General features: G+C 37.2%; 14 protein-coding genes and 1 tRNA gene. 6 read left to right on the top strand and 9 right to left on the bottom strand.

What is annotated here, in order from left to right; all coding sequences use genetic code 11:
• Positions 1-88: 88 nt before the first annotated feature.
• Together DK865_RS18715 and ghrA are read right to left on the bottom strand one after the other, a co-directional pair.
• Positions 89-2,998 (bottom strand): hypothetical protein, encoded by a 2,910-nt coding sequence (locus DK865_RS18715; protein ID WP_194295175.1) that lies wholly within the window; start codon positions 2,996-2,998, stop codon positions 89-91.
• A 197-nt stretch (positions 2,999-3,195) separates the two neighbouring features.
• On the bottom strand, positions 3,196-4,137 hold the full coding sequence (gene ghrA, locus DK865_RS03650) for a glyoxylate/hydroxypyruvate reductase GhrA (protein ID WP_109391217.1): 942 nt from the start codon (positions 4,135-4,137) through the stop codon (positions 3,196-3,198).
• A gap of 316 nt (positions 4,138-4,453) precedes the next feature.
• Between ghrA and DK865_RS03645 the strand changes: the two genes are divergently transcribed.
• Positions 4,454-4,541, top strand: a tRNA-Ser gene (locus DK865_RS03645).
• 578 nt (positions 4,542-5,119) lie between these two features.
• Positions 5,120-6,820 carry a C4-dicarboxylic acid transporter DauA gene (gene dauA / locus DK865_RS03640; protein ID WP_023582053.1) on the top strand — a complete coding sequence of 567 codons (1,701 nt, stop codon included), beginning with the start codon at positions 5,120-5,122 and terminating at the stop codon, positions 6,818-6,820.
• A 122-nt stretch (positions 6,821-6,942) separates the two neighbouring features.
• On the opposite strand, the gene DK865_RS03635 is transcribed toward dauA, so the two are convergent.
• From DK865_RS03635 to hemA, 6 genes are read right to left on the bottom strand one after another with little or no spacing between them, the layout of a single operon-like run.
• Entirely contained in the window at positions 6,943-7,866 is a 924-nt protein-coding gene (locus DK865_RS03635; protein WP_109391216.1) for a TIGR01212 family radical SAM protein, read from the bottom strand.
• Between the two features lie 8 nt (positions 7,867-7,874).
• Positions 7,875-8,729: a 3-deoxy-8-phosphooctulonate synthase gene (kdsA, locus tag DK865_RS03630; protein ID WP_109391215.1), complete on the bottom strand. Its 855-nt coding sequence runs from the start codon at positions 8,727-8,729 to the stop codon at positions 7,875-7,877.
• A gap of 57 nt (positions 8,730-8,786) precedes the next feature.
• Entirely contained in the window at positions 8,787-9,596 is an 810-nt protein-coding gene (sirB1, locus tag DK865_RS03625; protein ID WP_036913468.1) for an invasion regulator SirB1, read from the bottom strand.
• The gene (gene prmC, locus DK865_RS03620) at positions 9,580-10,428 is read right to left on the bottom strand and encodes a peptide chain release factor N(5)-glutamine methyltransferase (RefSeq protein WP_109391214.1); all 849 of its coding nucleotides are present in this window, start codon (positions 10,426-10,428) and stop codon (positions 9,580-9,582) included. Before prmC ends, sirB1 begins: the two co-directional genes overlap by 17 nt.
• Positions 10,428-11,510 carry a peptide chain release factor 1 gene (gene prfA, locus DK865_RS03615; protein WP_109391213.1) on the bottom strand — a complete coding sequence of 361 codons (1,083 nt, stop codon included), beginning with the start codon at positions 11,508-11,510 and terminating at the stop codon, positions 10,428-10,430. Before prfA ends, prmC begins: the two co-directional genes overlap by 1 nt.
• 28 nt (positions 11,511-11,538) lie before the next feature.
• Positions 11,539-12,801: a glutamyl-tRNA reductase gene (hemA, locus tag DK865_RS03610; RefSeq protein WP_023582047.1), complete on the bottom strand. Its 1,263-nt coding sequence runs from the start codon at positions 12,799-12,801 to the stop codon at positions 11,539-11,541.
• Between the two features lie 240 nt (positions 12,802-13,041).
• Between hemA and lolB the strand changes: the two genes are divergently transcribed.
• The 3 genes from lolB (at position 13,042) to prs (ending at position 15,587) form a co-directional block, all read left to right on the top strand.
• Positions 13,042-13,680 carry a lipoprotein insertase outer membrane protein LolB gene (gene lolB, locus DK865_RS03605; RefSeq protein ID WP_023582046.1) on the top strand — a complete coding sequence of 213 codons (639 nt, stop codon included), beginning with the start codon at positions 13,042-13,044 and terminating at the stop codon, positions 13,678-13,680.
• The gene (ispE, locus tag DK865_RS03600) at positions 13,677-14,552 is read left to right on the top strand and encodes a 4-(cytidine 5'-diphospho)-2-C-methyl-D-erythritol kinase (protein ID WP_109391212.1); all 876 of its coding nucleotides are present in this window, start codon (positions 13,677-13,679) and stop codon (positions 14,550-14,552) included. Before lolB ends, ispE begins: the two co-directional genes overlap by 4 nt.
• 87 nt (positions 14,553-14,639) lie before the next feature.
• The gene (gene prs, locus DK865_RS03595) at positions 14,640-15,587 is read left to right on the top strand and encodes a ribose-phosphate diphosphokinase (RefSeq protein ID WP_036912921.1); all 948 of its coding nucleotides are present in this window, start codon (positions 14,640-14,642) and stop codon (positions 15,585-15,587) included.
• 236 nt (positions 15,588-15,823) lie between these two features.
• Here prs and ychH read toward each other — a convergent pair whose 3' ends face one another.
• Entirely contained in the window at positions 15,824-16,102 is a 279-nt protein-coding gene (gene ychH / locus DK865_RS03590; protein ID WP_023582044.1) for a stress-induced protein YchH, read from the bottom strand.
• 346 nt (positions 16,103-16,448) lie between these two features.
• Between ychH and pth the strand changes: the two genes are divergently transcribed.
• On the top strand, positions 16,449-17,033 hold the full coding sequence (gene pth, locus DK865_RS03585; RefSeq protein ID WP_036912918.1) for an aminoacyl-tRNA hydrolase: 585 nt from the start codon (positions 16,449-16,451) through the stop codon (positions 17,031-17,033).
• The last annotated feature ends 27 nt before the right edge of the window (positions 17,034-17,060 follow it).

The following is a 17,060-nucleotide window of genomic DNA, read 5'->3' as shown; positions in this document are numbered from 1 at the left end:
ACTAAGTTATCTTTTTAAAAACCGCATTTTCCCAAGGCGGATTTGATAAATAACATCATATTAATAATAAATAAGATGAATGATTTATCTAGTAATAATAATTTGTAGATATTTTATCCACTCGATCTTCACTTTCATTATAAATATAATTAATATTCCCTTTCACTTGAGTATGTATAATCGCTTTTTTATTTCCTAATCGCACAAACCCTGTAGGTAATGTCTTCTTTTTATACGAAAGTTCACTAACAGACATAATATCTGTAGAGGCAATTTGATATTTAACATGGGCAAATTGCTGTTTATATCGAGTATATAAATCATTCAGTTTTTCTTTTATTTTATTTAAATCTACCTGTTCAGAATTTCTACTCTCTTCAACAATATGATTTATTTCATTTTGTAAATCAGAACGAAGTAAGCTCCCTTCTCTACTTAACTGATAATTTGCTATAAAATAAGGCTTAAACTTTTCATTCATATTGTCTTTTTCCTGAGAAGACAATATTTCTTTTCTCTCTTTTAATGAGGATAAAAAATGATTAATGTTATGTTGTCTATTTTCCTTTGTTATTTGAGTCTGAAAAATATCTTCTTTACGTTGAGGTAGAACAGTAGTAAGATTTTTATTACTATCCTCTCTTAGTTTATTAATTGGTTTTTTATCTGATGATAGATTCAAATAGATACTATCTAATTTATCAATCTTATTAGAAAGATGATACTTTTCAGGAAAACTTTCTAATAACGTATTTAGCTTTAATACTCTTTTATAAATTCCCTTTATATTTTTCTTATCTTGCTCCAAATTTTCCACTCTTATTAAATTTTCACTTTTAAAGAGTGTAAAACTTAATAAGCTATTTATTCTTTTTTTTACCATTAATTCGAAATCTTTTACAGACGTTAATGGATACCACTGAATAACATTATCAGAATTCGTTGTAGAAGGCGTAAATTTTAAATCACGATATACATCAATACCAAGCTCTAATAAATTAAGATCAAGCTTTTTGGATTTTTTTGTAACATCTGTTTTACCATGATCGATAAATTTATTAATATTTAAATCTAGTTTTAATAAATTGAAAATAAAGTTTATGCCAATAGCATTTCTGGGTACAGTTAGTTCCATATTGGGATTAACCATAACATCAACATCAAAACTCGCTTCACTTCTTAATTCTGCGCCCAACGAAATACTCATGTCTTGATCAATTTCAAGAGTAGATTTATTGATTAATTCATTTTCATTTTGACTTAATCCTTGATTAATAAATTTGGGGATATCATTAATATCAAGGCTAAATGAGAAATTAGATTTTTTAGTGTAAGAAGCACTTAATAAAGCACTTGCCATGACAGGAGTTACAAAGCCATAGTCAACACATTCTAAACCCCATCTTTTTTCATATCCACCAATACCTGCTGATAGACCAGCAACAAAAAGATTTTTATTATTATTAATAAAAGAAAAAGTGATCTGATTATCTTCACTTTTTGATAATGTAATAGAGTGCGATTTTACGTAAGAAGCTAATAAAAAGGCATTAACCCCTATATTATTGGGGAGTTGAAAAGCATTAATACCAAAGAAAGCTCGAACATCACTATGGTGATTAATGGTAATATTCTCTTTATCTTTTAAATCGTTAACCAATGAATAAATCACCTCTCCTTGTGTTACACCATTTTTTACACCTTTAACAATACGGTTTAACACATCATAGCTTTTCCCTATATTTTCTTTAATACCATATAATGCCATCGGCTTACTGTTATATGCAGTAGTCGAAGAGTTAATAAGCTGCTTTATATTACAAAATAATCCTCTAAATCCAGGATCAACAGCCTTAGCAATATTTTTCAACATTGATCGATATTCTTTCAATGCATATTGCTCTTTAGCTTTATTGATATGTAATCTAGAATTATCAATAAAAGATGAGAAAAACGGGATATTGCGGCTACTAAAATTGCCGACTGTTTGAGTAGAAAATGGTTGTCCTGAATGATAATTTTTATAATTATTCTCACCTATCATTGAGTAAAAAGATAAAGGAGGTTCCTGCTTTAAACGAGTCACTTCATACTGATAATCTTTAATCGCAAAAATATTTAAAGGATCAAGATAATATATTTTTATTTTATTGCCTTTATCCACTACGAGTTGAACTTGATTTAATATTGGTTTAATTGCTAAGATTTTATCTGTATTTTTTAAGGGGATTTTTATTTTATGCTCTTCTACTTCCACCTCATGCTCTTTCATTTGCGAACTATCAACTTGATCACTAGTAGCAATTTTATTAGGTAGTCCTTGTGTATAAAGGGCATTATCTTTAAGTTTAATGGTTAAATCTAATCCTTCACGATTAATTTTTAATATATTATTTTCTTTTAATTCCACAACATTATTAATATTTGATAAATCTTGCTTTAGGTTATCATCAACTATGTATTTTTCATATTCAACAATAAAATTACTATCGAAAGTCTTTGATGAGGTATCATTTAAACTATATTCTTCTTCTACTCTATTAAATTTAATTTTGTAGAGATCACGACTATTATCTATAGGATTAAATCTATTTCCAATCAAAAAACCTTTATGATCAACATAAATCTCTTTAAACTTCATATTATTACTATTTTGAGATTCTATATTAAAAAGATTATACTTAAATCCTCCTTTAATATGTTTTTGATATAACCCCGTAAATAAGTCATGTGTTTTACCTTTAATTAAGATCAAAGAACCATCATCTGATAATGTGATCCCCATATTATTAAGCAAAGGGGTATTAGTTGATCCTAAATATACATAGTTATTAGCATTATTTAGGCTAAATTGTTTTTCTTTCTTTTGTTTATCATTATTTTTATGATATGTTTTATTACTATTAGCTACTCCTTCTACTCGATTTTTCCCTTTTTTTCCATTAAAAGTACCCATCGGTATTAGTTTACTGGAAACCATCTCTATTTTATTAGTCATGTACGCCTCATTATCTTCAAATCATGAGGTAATAATTAATAAGATAATCTGCAAACGATATCTTTTTACAACCGGATTTTTATGACATTATATAAAAATTAGAGAAAGTATTTTTTTTGAAAGCTGAGACAAAAAAATAGGCAACAAACTAAATTTTGTCGCCCATTATCTAAAATTAAAATATAAATAAAATAGACTTAGTAACCACTCTTCATATCCACCACACCCAAAGGTGCTTCTCCTTTTTCAATTCGCTGAATATTTTCAACAATCGTATCCATGGCAATATTCGGAATGGTAAAAGCAGCAATATGTGGGGTAATAGAAACTCGAGGATGTGTCCAGAATGGGTGCATTCCCGCTAAAGGCTCTTGAGCAAAAACATCCAGTGTTGCATCCGCAATATGACCTTGATCGATAGCTTCTAATAGATCTTGATCAACTAAATGCGCCCCACGTGCCAAATTAATTAAATAGGAAGAAGGTTTAAGTTGCTCAAAGAGTGAGAAATTTAAAATGCCGTGAGTTTCTGGCGTATAAGGTAATAAGTTAATCAGTAAATTACACTCTTGAAGGAAATCACTGAGTTGTTCTTTACCATAAAAACTTTCAACATCTTTAATTTGTTTTTCACTGCGACTCCAGCAACGAACGTTAAAACCCAGTTCAGCAAGTTTAGTCGCAACACTACCGCCTAAAGCGCCAGCACCTAAAACACCAATAACAAAGTTATCATAAGAATGCGAAGGAAGTTGCTTCCATAAACGTTGTGATTGTTGGCGTTTATAATCATCCATACGGCGAAAGTAATACATCACTTTAGCAATGGCATATTCTTGCATTTGAAGCCCCATGCCGGTGTCTTCTAAACGCATAACAGGAACACCTGTTGGTAATGTACCTGGCTTTTGCTGTTCTTGTTTTAAAATAGCATCAACACCCGCTCCTAACGCAAAAATACCTTTAAGATGGTTACGACTCGCGAGCATTTCATAAGGAGGAAGCCAAACTAGCGCATAATCGGCAGGTTCGTTATCACCGGGTTCCCAAATGCGTATATTGGCATCAGGCAAACGTGCCTTCATACCGTTTATCCATGTATCTGCGTCAAAAAAAGGATGATAATAAATAATATTCATTTTGCCTTCCTCCAGCATTTTTATCATAGGGTGCGAGGGTTGCGTTCTTATTTCAAGTCTCTTTGTATAAGTTGTTAATAAAAATGTTGAGAATGTTAACCAGTTAACGAAAATCTCCATTCTTTTTTCAATATACCAATCGATACGTGTATTGATTTACTTCATAATTTGTCTAGCATTTGTGCATATTGTTTTTTATTTGACTGCTTGAAACAAAAGTTAAAGGAAAAATGCATTTAGCTGTTGACGCTTATGCTCCTTTTCCATATAGTAGCGCCCCGTTGAGAGATGTTAAGTACATATCCAACGACAGTACGGTGAGATGTCCGAGAGGCTGAAGGAGCACGCCTGGAAAGTGTGTATACGGCAACGTATCGAGGGTTCGAATCCCTCTCTCACCGCCATATTCTAAGATAGAGCCTAGTTTTTTAGCTAGGCTCTATTTTTTTTGCTCAAAAAACATCCACTTTTAGCCTTGTTTCCCTTCACTGCATTGTTTATATCCATCACTCTTCTTTTTTTGATAGCATTATTGTTAGTATACAACACCTTTTTATTTTATTTTTTACTTAATCGTTTTATTTAATAAATTCTTATCACTTAATTATCGCTGATAATTGATTTTAATGAGTCAAAAAAACTTATGTAATTGTTATTTATGCCTATAAGATTTTTATGACGTAAAAAGTTTTTTATTACTCTATCTATAAACGACATTTATTCTAAAATAAAACGCTTTTTATAATTTTAAAATAAATTTAAACTTTATTTTCAAGCAAGCAACAGAATAAATACAACAAGATACATTACATTATCTATTTAGGTTAACTTATTAGTTTAATTGATTTTATTTTTACTAAGCTTTAAGATATGCATTAATAATTTGATGTATCACATTATTATCAGCGAATAAAAGCGATATCCTCTCTTTTCCTTATCGCCGTTATTCGGCATCTGACTTCTTATTTTGGTTTGATCCTAAATGAAAACTCATAAAGTTAACAGGGTTCGTCCCTTTAGTGCATTTATTGATGCATGTGTAAAAGAGCCTTACTCTTTTGCGCGTTTATTAAAAGATATTATTGCAGGGATCACCGTGGGTATTATCGCGATACCTTTAGCCATGGCTTTGGCTATTGGTAGCGGTGTTCCTCCGCAATACGGTCTTTATACCGCAGCTATTGCCGGTATCGTTATTGCTGTATCTGGTGGCTCTCGATACAGCGTTTCAGGCCCTACAGCCGCATTTGTTGTGATCCTTTATCCTGTATCACAACAGTTTGGTTTGAGTGGCTTATTAATTGCTACGCTTATGTCTGGCGTGATCTTAGTGGTTATGGGATTAGCGCGCTTTGGTAAGCTTATTGAGTATATTCCTGTTTCCGTCACTCTTGGATTTACATCAGGGATTGCTATTACCATCGCCACAATGCAAGTAAAAGATTTTTTTGGTCTTGAATTAGCACATGTCCCAGAAACCTATATTGATAAAGTTATCGCCCTAGGCTCTGCATTACCGACTATTCATATTGGCGATACACTTATTGGTCTGACAACCCTGTTTGTTTTAATTTATTGGCCTAAGCTGAATTTACGTTTACCTGGGCACTTACCCGCTTTAATCGCAGGTACTGCGGTAATGGGTATTGTGAATATGTTCGGTCATGACGTTGCAACAATTGGCTCTCAATTTAGCTATATGCTTCCTAATGGTACAACAGGACAAGGTATTCCACCTATTTTGCCTCAATTTGTTTTACCTTGGAATTTACCAAGCTCAGGTACATCACTTGAATTAAATTGGAGTACCGTTTCCGCTTTATTACCCGCTGCCTTTTCAATGGCGATGTTAGGTGCGATTGAATCGTTATTATGTGCGGTTGTACTTGATGGCATGACTGGCAAAAAACATCACTCTAATGGTGAACTCGTGGGACAAGGGGTTGGTAATATCGTCGCACCTTTCTTTGGTGGTATTACAGCGACTGCAGCCATTGCGCGTTCAGCGGCTAACGTACGCGCCGGTGCAACATCGCCCGTTTCTGCTATTGTTCACTCATTGTTAGTGTTACTCACTTTACTTGTATTAGCCCCTTTTCTTTCTTATTTACCGTTAGCCGCAATGTCAGCACTGCTGTTAATTGTTGCATGGAATATGAGCGAAGCACGTAAAGTTATTGATCTTATTCGACACGCCCCTAAAGACGATATTATTGTCTTAGTATTATGCTTATCGCTAACTGTTCTCTTTGATATGGTTATTGCAATTACTATCGGCATTGTGTTGGCTTCACTGTTATTTATGCGTCGTATTGCTAATATGACCAAAATAACAGAATCCCCTTATACTGATGATGATAAGCAGTTATTAGTTGTGCGTATTAATGGTCCATTATTCTTTGCTGCCGCTGAACGTATTTTTAATGAATTACGTGAGCGTAGCAAAGGTTATAAAACCGTTATTATGCAGTGGGATGCTGTCCCTGTATTAGATGCGGGGGGATTACATGCGTTCCAGCATTTCGTTACTGATGTTAAAGACGATACTCATGTCATTGTGTGTGATATTCCTTTCCAACCCTTAAAAACGTTGGCAAGAGCAAAAGTTACGCCCGTTGAAGGTACACTGAATTTCTATCCTTCATTGCAAAAGGCATTAGATGATCTGGAATTAATTCAGTAATTATTTAGATTTTTCAGATAAAAAATTAACGCCTTTAATTAATATTAAAAAATTAAAGGCGTTTTTAGTTATGAATAATTATAATATTTGATTTGATAAATTACTTATTTCAACATTTATTCTTAATAAGGAATAAATGCTTGACCTATTTCACTTCCTTGCACACCTTTTTTTAATAAATCTTGATAAAGTGCATTCATACCCAACCAGTGATTTTCACACCATTCAGGGGCAAGTAGGGTCGGTTTTCTCGCGCTGGCACAAACGCGGTGATAAATAATTTCAGAAGGAGTATGGCGGATCATCTCACCCGCGGTATATACATATTGCTCTTGTGTCAATGCATTAACACGTCCTGCTTTCCAAGCTTTAGCTATCGTACTGCCTTCCACAATATGCAACGGATGCAATTTAAGCCCATCAGTACCCGTTTCTACAACACGATCCAATGTTTGCATATTAAGCAGATGATTTTCTCGTGGCAGTCCAATGATAAGATGCGTACACACCTTTAAACCACGACGGCGAGCTTCACGTGCAGTGGCTTGGTAGCATTGAAAATCATGTCCGCGGTTAATCTGTTTTAATGTTTTATCGTGAGCAGTTTGTAAACCGAGTTCTAGCCATACTTCATAGCCTTTATCATGATACCCCTGCAATAAATCTAATACGCTAACGGGGACACAATCTGGTCGAGTTCCCACACATAACCCAACCATATCCGCTTGTAATAATGCGGTTTCATATAAAGTACGTAAGTATTCTACTTCGGCATAAGTACTGGTATAAGCTTGAAAATAAGCAAGATAGCGATGTGCACGGTTAATATTTTTAGCTTGTAATGCAATTTGTTCTTCAATCGAATGATATTGCGTTTGCTCATCAGCAAAAGAAGAGACATTACAAAAAGTGCAGCCACCCCGTCCTAATGTGCCATCTCGATTAGGACAGTTGAAACCGCCATGAAGGGTGATTTTATGGATTTTTTCGTGATAACGGCGCTGAAGATCAGCGCCGAACATATTAACAACCGTATGCAGTTGCATAACACATTTTATTTACTGGTATCTAACTCTGGGAAACTTTTTACCACTTCATCAATCGCTTTAATTTGAGCTAAGAAAGGCTCTAATTTTGCAAGTGGCAACGCTGATGGACCATCACAGAGTGCATTATCTGGATCTGGATGAGCTTCAAGAAATAACCCAGCAAGACCAACAGCCATACCTGCACGAGCTAATTCTGCAACTTGTGCACGGCGTCCACCTGATGCTGCACCAAACGGATCGCGGCATTGTAGTGAGTGCGTAACGTCAAAAATAACGGGCGCGCCTTGAGAAGCTTGCATCATGACATGGAAACCTAACATATCAACGACTAAGTTATCATAACCAAAGTTACTGCCGCGATCACATAGAATAACTTGGTCATTACCGCCTTCTTTAAATTTATCGACGATATTGCCCATTTGACCTGGGCTTACAAACTGCGGTTTTTTCACGTTAATCACAGCACCTGTTTTTGCCATCGCTTCAACAAGGTCGGTTTGACGCGCTAAAAATGCAGGTAATTGGATAACATCAACAACTTCTGATACAGGTTGAGCTTGCGCGGCTTCATGAACGTCAGTAATAATTTTAACGCCAAAAGTTTCTTTTAATTCTTGGAAAATTTTCATCCCTTCTTCTAAGCCAGGACCACGGTAAGAGTGGATTGAAGAACGGTTTGCTTTATCAAAAGACGCTTTGAAGACATAAGGAATATTCAGTTTTTGAGTTACAGTGACGTAATGCTCACAAATACGCATGGCTAAATCGCGCGATTCTAATACATTCATGCCACCAAAAAGCACAAATGGCAGGTCATTTGCTACCTTGATATCACCAATATTCACCACTTTATGTTGCATATTTATCCCTATACTGTTTGTAATGTACTGTGTTAATTAAGTACGTTTCTTAAATTTTTAGTGTAGAACAATAGGATTTTGTTCTATCGAATGAATTTGGATTTTGATCATCTCTGAAATAGGATCTTCAGGGCATTGCTCAACAAAATAGTTTAAGTCAGAAATCGCCACATGGTTACACTCTAACTGAGCAAAAATAAGCCCACGATCACGTATTTCGTAAGGATCTTCAGGATCAAACATTAAGACTGTTTCACTGGCTTTTAATGCTTGCTCCATATTTTTTTCTTCCATTAAAGAAACTTTCAATGTATCCAAAAGCTTACGAATAATAGAACTGTATTCTGATTCTTCTAAATCTGCCTCTAATAATACAGAGGAGCTGCCTACATTCCCTTTTAACCAAACTTCTAAAGTATGTTGCGATAGATATTCACCATTTATTGGATTTAAAAATAGCGGTTGTTCATTAGGAATATCTATTCTAATAATAAGTTGTGTAGGGAAGATGACGGGCACTAACGGTAAATTTAACGCTTGTGCAATATAAATAAGAATCGACCCCAATGAAACAGGAGAACCGACATGAGTCGCTAATACTTTATCTAACCATAAAGTATCAGAAAGGCAATATTTGCCACTTGCACCACTGAAGTGCCACTGCTTATAAAACAGTTTTAGCAATGCTTCAATCTGCTCTTTGGTATTTCCTTGTTGGGGAATTTCAGCTTCTGCTTGTTCAACTAACTGCGCCAGTTGGTAACCAACAGAAGTGGTTGGAAAATCAGGTCGAATTGCCTGAGAGATAAGGATCATGCCCTTAACTAAAGGGGCTTTATTAAATTCGTAATCAGCTATGGTTTCTATCATAATTCCAACGACCTACTGTCACTCGCTCATTACCGCCATAATCACGGAAAGTTTCCACACAGCAGTAACCCTTATCAATAAAAATATTGCGTACACCTTCACCTTGCTGCCAGCCGTGTTCCAGTAATACCCAGCCATTATCAGTCAAAAACTGACGAGCAGTTTCAATGATAATTTCGATATCAGCAAAACCATTTTTACCAGCAACTAATGCGGTTAAAGGTTCAAAACGAACATCCCCCTGATGAATATGCTCATCATTTTCATCTATGTAAGGAGGATTACTGATTATCATACCAAATTGATACCCAGAGAGTGAACTAAACCAACAACTTTCCATAAATTCGGTGTTGTTTAATGCTAAGTTGGTCGCATTCTCTTGCGCTAATGCCACTGCTTCAGCTTGAAAATCTACACCAATGATATGGCAATCAGGGCGTTCAGATGCCATTGCTAACGCAATAGCGCCTGTACCTGTTCCTAAATCAAGAATACGGGTTGGCTCTGGTGACAGTTTTTCTAATGCTTTTTCAACAAGGCATTCTGTATCTGGACGAGGAATTAATGTTGCTGGTGAGACTTTTAAAGGTAGTGACCAAAACTCTCTTTCACCCACTAAATAGGCAATAGGTTCGCCTTTAATACGTCGAGTAAGTAATTGCGATAATTGCGCTAACTCGTCTGACGAAAGTACCGTTTCATTAAAGGCAATTAAATAAGTGCGAGTACGTTGTGTTACGTACCCAAGTAGAATTTCAGCATCTCTTTTAGGGCTGTCACTTTCAATTAATTGCAAGGCTGCTTCACGCAGCCATTGTTCATAATTCATTAATTTGACTCAGAAAGTGCAGAAAGCTGATCCGCTTGATATTCAGTCACGATAGGCTGAATTAATGGTTCTAATTTCCCTTCCATCACTTCATCTAAGCGATAAAATGTGAGGTTGATACGGTGATCAGTGACACGACCTTGCGGGAAATTATACGTTCTAATTCGGTCAGAACGGTCACCAGAGCCCAATAAGTTACGACGTTCAGATGCTTCTGCCTCTTGGCGTTTTTGCATTTCAGCTGCACGAATACGTGCACCTAATACAGACATCGCTTTTGCCTTATTTTTGTGCTGTGAACGTTCATCCTGACATTCCACCACAATTCCAGTTGGAATATGCGTAATACGGATGGCAGAATCGGTGGTATTAACGTGCTGACCACCTGCCCCTGAAGAACGGAAGGTATCTATGCGTAAATCACTTGGGCTGATTTCAGGTAATTCAGCTTCAGGCACTTCAGCTAATACTGCAACGGTACACGCAGAAGTATGAATACGACCTTGAGATTCCGTTTCTGGAACACGTTGAACACGATGACCACCTGATTCAAATTTCAAGACACCATAAGCACCATCACCGATCACTTTTGCGATAACTTCTTTGTAGCCACCATGCTCACCTTCGTTAGCATTCATAACTTCAATACGCCAGCGACGTGATTCTGCATAACGGCTATACATACGGAATAAATCACCCGCAAATAATGCCGCTTCATCGCCCCCTGTCCCTGCACGAATTTCAAGGAAACAGTTAAATTCATCATCAGGATCTTTAGGCAGTAACAACACTTGTAACTGCTGTTCTAAATCATCATTTAATGATTGCGCTTCTTTTAATTCTTCTTGTGCCATCTCTTTCATTTCAGGATCATCAAGCATCATTTCTGCTGCTTCGATGTCGTCTTGCACTTTTCGCCATTGGCTAAAACAAGCCGTGACGTCAGTTAATTGAGAGTATTCTTTTGAAAGCGCACGAAAACGCTCCTGAGAGGCAATAACATCGGCTTCTGACAGAAGTGCCTGAATTTCTTCATAACGCTCTTGTAGAGCTTCCAACTTAGCGACAATAGAAGGCTTCATTCGTAGATTAAGATCCTGTTAGACAAAGTTAATTATGGGTAATACCCAAACTTTCACGTAATAGATTCAGGCGTTCAATATCACCATCACTGGCAGCCTGTTGAAGAGATTTAGTTGGTGTGTGAATAAGGCGATTCATCAATTGATGAGAGAGTTGTTGGATAACTTTTTCCGCATCCGCTCCGTTTTGTATCAATGTGATGGCTTTTTCTGTCATTTCTGCACGTAACATTTCGGCGCTGTCTCGATATTCTCGAATTGCACCCACAGCACCTTGTGCCCGTAGCCAATCCATAAATTGCCCACTCTCTTGTTGGACAATATGTTCTGCTTGAATTGCAGCAGCTTGGCGTTGTTCACGGTTATGTTGAATAATGGCTTCTAAATCATCAACGCTATAAAGATAAACGTTATTCAATTTTTCAACATCTTGTTCGATATCACGAGGAACGGCAATATCCACCAGCAACATTGGCTGATTACGGCGTTTTTTCAGCGCCCTTTCAACCATGCCTTTACCAATGATGGGTAATGGGCTTGCAGTAGAACTAATGACAATATCAGCTTGTGCAAGACATTCATCAATCTCTGACAATGTAATCACTTCGGCATCAACTTCATTAGCTAAACGCTGAGCACGCTCTTTTGTTCGATTAGCAATAATGATTTTTTTGACTTGATGTTCACGCAAATGACGAGCGACTAACTCGATTGTCTCGCCTGCCCCCACTAACAAAATAGTCAAAGATGATAACGATTCAAAGATTTGACGCGCTAGCGTACACGCTGCAAAAGCGACAGAAACTGCATTGGCACCGATTTGTGTCTCTGTTCTCACTCTTTTCGCAACTGAAAAAGATTTCTGAAATAAACGTTCCAGTTCTGAAGAGAGCGAGTGATAGCTTTGAGAATCGGCAAAGGCTTTTTTGACTTGCCCTAAAATTTGAGGTTCACCTAATACTAGAGAATCTAAGCCACTTGCCACTCTCATTAAATGAGAGACAGCTTGATTATCTTGATGCCAATAAACACTGCTTTTCAGTTCATTTGGTTCTATTTGGTGATATTGACATAACCAGCGAATAAGCTGTTCATGGCTATTTTCTTTGTCTTCCATACTCAGATAGAGCTCAGTACGGTTACAAGTAGACAGCACAACACCGCCTCTGACAGCGGGTTGCTGTAAGAGGTTATTTAAGGCATCACCCATAGTATCGGGAGAAAAGGAAACTTTCTCACGTAACGCAACGGGGGCTGTTTTATGATTAATACCTAATGCTAATAACGTCATATCAACTATATCGAGTTATGAATAAATACCGCCTCGCGACTTGACTTAGTGTAAACCTAAAACAGCGCATTTAGTATAGACTCTTCATTCCCGCCATTCTACTTGATGAACAGATTCAATAAAAGAGCTTACTTGAGTGATAGGAGATTTCTATACACAATTTAACGAAATATCGTTATATCATAAGGTTTATGATACTCTTTTTTTCAACTAATAACGAATTAAAGGAATGTCTCAGCTATGCGTTCACGCTTTTTTTCAACCAAACAACTCCTGCGCCTTATCCCGCTAACGGCGTTGTTGCTGAGTGCCTGTAATCTAAATCAGATAAAAACTCAAGGTTCAGCATCTGATAACGATGTGCAATGGCAAGCGCGCCAACAAGCATTAAAAAAGATTTCACAATATGAAACCCGAGGCGCTTTTGCTTATATCGAAGATACAAGCAAAACCTATGCCCGATTCTATTGGCAAGACAGCGCCGATGAACGTTATCGCTTATTACTTACCAATCCTTTAGGTACAACCGAACTCGATTTAAATGTCATGCCAGGCGTAATTGAAGTTACTGATAATAATGGTAAAAAATATTATAGTGATAACCCAACAGAAATGATCTACCAACTGACGGGTATGGTTATTCCACTCAAAAATCTACGTGCTTGGCTTATTGGTTTACCCGGTGATGCAACTGATTTCGAGTTAGATGCTAATCATTTATTAAAATCCGTCACATTGCCCGCCCCTGAAGGTGATTGGGTTGTGACTTACCAAGCTTATGATTCAAGTACCACCCCTAACCTGCCACAGCGCCTTGAATTGAAACAGGGTGAACGCACTATCAAACTAAAAATGGATAACTGGGATATACAGCAATGACACTAAGTTGGCCCTCTCCTGCCAAATTAAATCTTTTTCTCTACATCACGGGGAAACGCCCTGATGGCTACCACAATTTGCAAACGTTATTTCAGTTTTTAGATTATGGTGACACATTAACCATTACACCTCGTGATGACACCCAGTTAACTATCTTAACGCCGATTGATGGTGTAGAAGATAAAGATAATCTAATTATTAAAGCCGCTAAATTGCTGCGTGATTATTGTCAACAACATAATATCCCTTTGCAGTATCATGGTGCAGATATCAGTGTTGATAAAAAATTGCCTATGGGAGGTGGCTTAGGTGGAGGTTCATCTAACGCCGCAACAACATTAATTGCACTTAATTACCATTGGCAAGCGGGATTAAGCGACGAAATCTTAGCCGAATTAGGCGTTAGTTTAGGCGCAGATGTTCCCGTTTTTGTAAAAGGTCATGCTGCGTTCGCCGAAGGCGTTGGTGAAATTTTGACCCCAGCAGAACCAAAAGAGCAATGGTATTTGGTCGCACATCCCGGAATTTCCATACCAACACCGACAATCTTCACAGATCCAGAATTAAAACGTAATTCTCCTATTCGCTCTCTTGGCGCATTATTAAAGGCTCCGTTCGAGAATGACTGTGAAATGATCGCAAGAAAACGTTTTCGTGAGGTTGAATATCTGCTTTCGTGGCTGTTAGAATATGCACCGTCACGCTTAACTGGGACAGGTGCCTGTGTGTTCGGCGAGTTCGACTCACAAGTTGCCGCTAGTGAAGTGTTAATTAACGCCCCTGAGTGGGTGCATGGGTTTGTAGCGCAAGGCGTCAACATTTCCCCTCTGCATTTATTCCGCTCAAGGATACCTGTGTTATTGCACCCGTAAGATGATGTTTACAAACCCTATGTTCATAAACACATTCTTTACAGGTCAACAATATCTCTCTCTGGACGCAAGCCTGAGGTTTTTCTCGTGCCCGATATGAAGCTTTTTGCTGGTAACGCAACCCCGGAACTGGCTCAACGTGTTGCCAACCGACTCTACACTAGCCTAGGAGACGCGGCTGTAGGTCGTTTTAGCGACGGTGAAGTCAGTGTGCAAATCAACGAAAACGTACGTGGTGGTGATGTATTTATCATTCAATCAACCTGTGCACCTACTAATGATAACTTAATGGAATTAGTGGTCATGGTTGACGCATTACGTCGAGCTTCCGCTGGTCGTATCACTGCTGTTATTCCTTACTTTGGTTATGCCCGTCAGGATCGCCGTGTTCGTTCAGCTCGTGTTCCTATTACGGCAAAAGTTGTTGCGGATTTCTTATCTAGTGTAGGCGTAGACCGTGTTTTAACCTGTGACTTACACGCAGAACAAATCCAAGGGTTCTTTGATGTACCGGTTGACAATGTCTTCGGCAGCCCAATTCTTTTAGAAGATATGCTTCAAAAAGATTTGGACAACCCTATTGTTGTTTCTCCAGATATTGGCGGTGTTGTTCGCGCTCGTGCTATCGCTAAACTTCTGAATGACACTGATATGGCTATCATTGATAAACGTCGCCCTCGTGCTAACGTTTCTCAAGTTATGCATATTATTGGTGATGTTGCTAACCGCGACTGTATCCTTGTTGACGATATGATCGACACAGGTGGTACATTGTGTAAAGCAGCTGAAGCACTGAAAGAACGTGGTGCAAAACGTGTATTTGCTTACGCGACCCACCCAATCTTCTCTGGTAATGCTGTTGAGAACATCAAAAGCTCTGTTATTGATGAAGTGGTTGTCTGCGATACAATTCCGTTATCAGCAGAAATCAAAGCATTAAATAAAGTCCGCTCATTGACCCTTTCTGGCATGTTGGCTGAAGCAATTCGCCGTATTAGTAATGAAGAGTCAATCTCTGCGATGTTTGAACATTAATTTGTTATAACATTCATTGCAATTTGAGATAACTAAACCCGCTATAACATTTGTTATAGCGGGTTTTTTGTCGTTTTTTCTAGATTAAGAATTTTAGGCAATAAAAAACCCGTTATCATTAAACGGGTCTATAGATGTGTATGACAAAATATAATGACAACGATTACTCACTTAACATCAGCTTCTAACTTCATTATTATTTTTATCTATGCTGATATTAATTTGTGATAACAACATTATGGATAACGGTGATTGTCACGACGACGATAACGCTCATCATGGTTACGTAACCACCAATATCTTTCTGCGATTGTTTCTCTACCACCGATACGGGCACCGGCTAACCAAACCAGAGCACCGACGAAGATCCCCATTAAAGAGATATCTGATAAAAACTCAGGCAATCCTAATGGGAAAATATGAGTAAGAAGTGTATAACCAAGACTACCGAGCATAACAATCATCCCCGTAGCCATACATAAATTACCAACTGCAAATGCATGTTTATATTTCATGTTGCACCTCCAAGCGCGTCGTCAGACGATTCAACAACAAAATACATCAAATATAACCTTTTATTCTTTGCAGTTATTATAGCCATAAATACTAAGAAGTTATTGTCGAGGGGATCACATCGCTCCGAAATTTATTGACAATTCTTAACAAAAAATGTGTTTTCCCCTTTCAAAAGAAGAAAATAACGCCAACTTTGCCAGTTTCGCTCTTTTTGTTAAATCAAAAAGTGGCTATTTCCTCCCGTTATCATTTCAAAAAACATTCTATGTAATCTATTTTGTGCTTCTGAGCTTAGACAGGTAAACTATGTCCTTTCTTTTAAGACGATAACAGTGAAAGGCTATTGTGAGTAAAATTAAACTTATCGTCGGGTTAGCAAACCCCGGTGCAGATTATGCCCAGACTCGTCATAATGCGGGTGCTTGGTATGTTGATTTATTGGCTCAACGTCATCAACAATCTCTAAAAGAAGAGAGTAAATTCTTTGGTTACACTGCGCGTATTAATTTGAATGGTAATGATGTTCGATTATTAGTGCCAACCACTTTTATGAACCTTAGCGGTAAAGCAGTTCAAGCAATGGCGAACTTCTATCGTATTGAGCTTGATGAAATTTTGGTTGCACATGATGAACTCGATTTGCCTCCAGGCGTTGTCAAAATGAAATTAGGCGGTGGCAATGGCGGGCATAACGGATTAAAAGATATTCAAAGTAAGTTTGCTAATAATCCGAACTTTTATCGTTTACGCATTGGTATTGGTCATCCAGGTGATAAAAATAAAGTGGTTGGTTTTGTATTAGGTAAACCACCAATGAGTGAGCAAAAATTAATTGACGACGCTATTGATGAAGCTCTTTCATGCACAGACATTTTAATGCGTGATGGCTATGAAAAAGCGATAAACAGATTGCATAGCTTTAAAGCCTAATGATTAATATTGGTTTTAATAAGCCAT

The sequence above is a fragment of the Proteus cibi genome, from assembly GCF_003144405.1.
Lineage (GTDB): Bacteria > Pseudomonadota > Gammaproteobacteria > Enterobacterales > Enterobacteriaceae > Proteus > Proteus cibi.
The sequence above is the reverse complement of the archived record's forward strand: the minus strand, read 5'-3'. Positions and strand labels throughout refer to the sequence as shown.

Bases quoted from the DNA above. Each gene is read 5' to 3' on its own strand.
- hemA (WP_023582047.1), bottom strand. From the start codon at position 12,801: ATGACGTTATTAGCATTAGGTATTAATCATAAAACAGCCCCCGTTGCG.
- ychH (WP_023582044.1), bottom strand. From the start codon at position 16,102: ATGAAATATAAACATGCATTTGCAGTTGGTAATTTATGTATGGCTACG.
- lolB (WP_023582046.1), top strand. From the start codon at position 13,042: ATGCGTTCACGCTTTTTTTCAACCAAACAACTCCTGCGCCTTATCCCG.
- kdsA (WP_109391215.1), bottom strand. From the start codon at position 8,729: ATGCAACATAAAGTGGTGAATATTGGTGATATCAAGGTAGCAAATGAC.
- prfA (WP_109391213.1), bottom strand. From the start codon at position 11,510: ATGAAGCCTTCTATTGTCGCTAAGTTGGAAGCTCTACAAGAGCGTTAT.
- prmC (WP_109391214.1), bottom strand. From the start codon at position 10,428: ATGAATTATGAACAATGGCTGCGTGAAGCAGCCTTGCAATTAATTGAA.
- ghrA (WP_109391217.1), bottom strand. From the start codon at position 4,137: ATGAATATTATTTATTATCATCCTTTTTTTGACGCAGATACATGGATA.
- DK865_RS03635 (WP_109391216.1), bottom strand. From the start codon at position 7,866: ATGCAACTGCATACGGTTGTTAATATGTTCGGCGCTGATCTTCAGCGC.
- dauA (WP_023582053.1), top strand. From the start codon at position 5,120: ATGAAAACTCATAAAGTTAACAGGGTTCGTCCCTTTAGTGCATTTATT.
- ispE (WP_109391212.1), top strand. From the start codon at position 13,677: ATGACACTAAGTTGGCCCTCTCCTGCCAAATTAAATCTTTTTCTCTAC.
- DK865_RS18715 (WP_194295175.1), bottom strand. From the start codon at position 2,998: ATGACTAATAAAATAGAGATGGTTTCCAGTAAACTAATACCGATGGGT.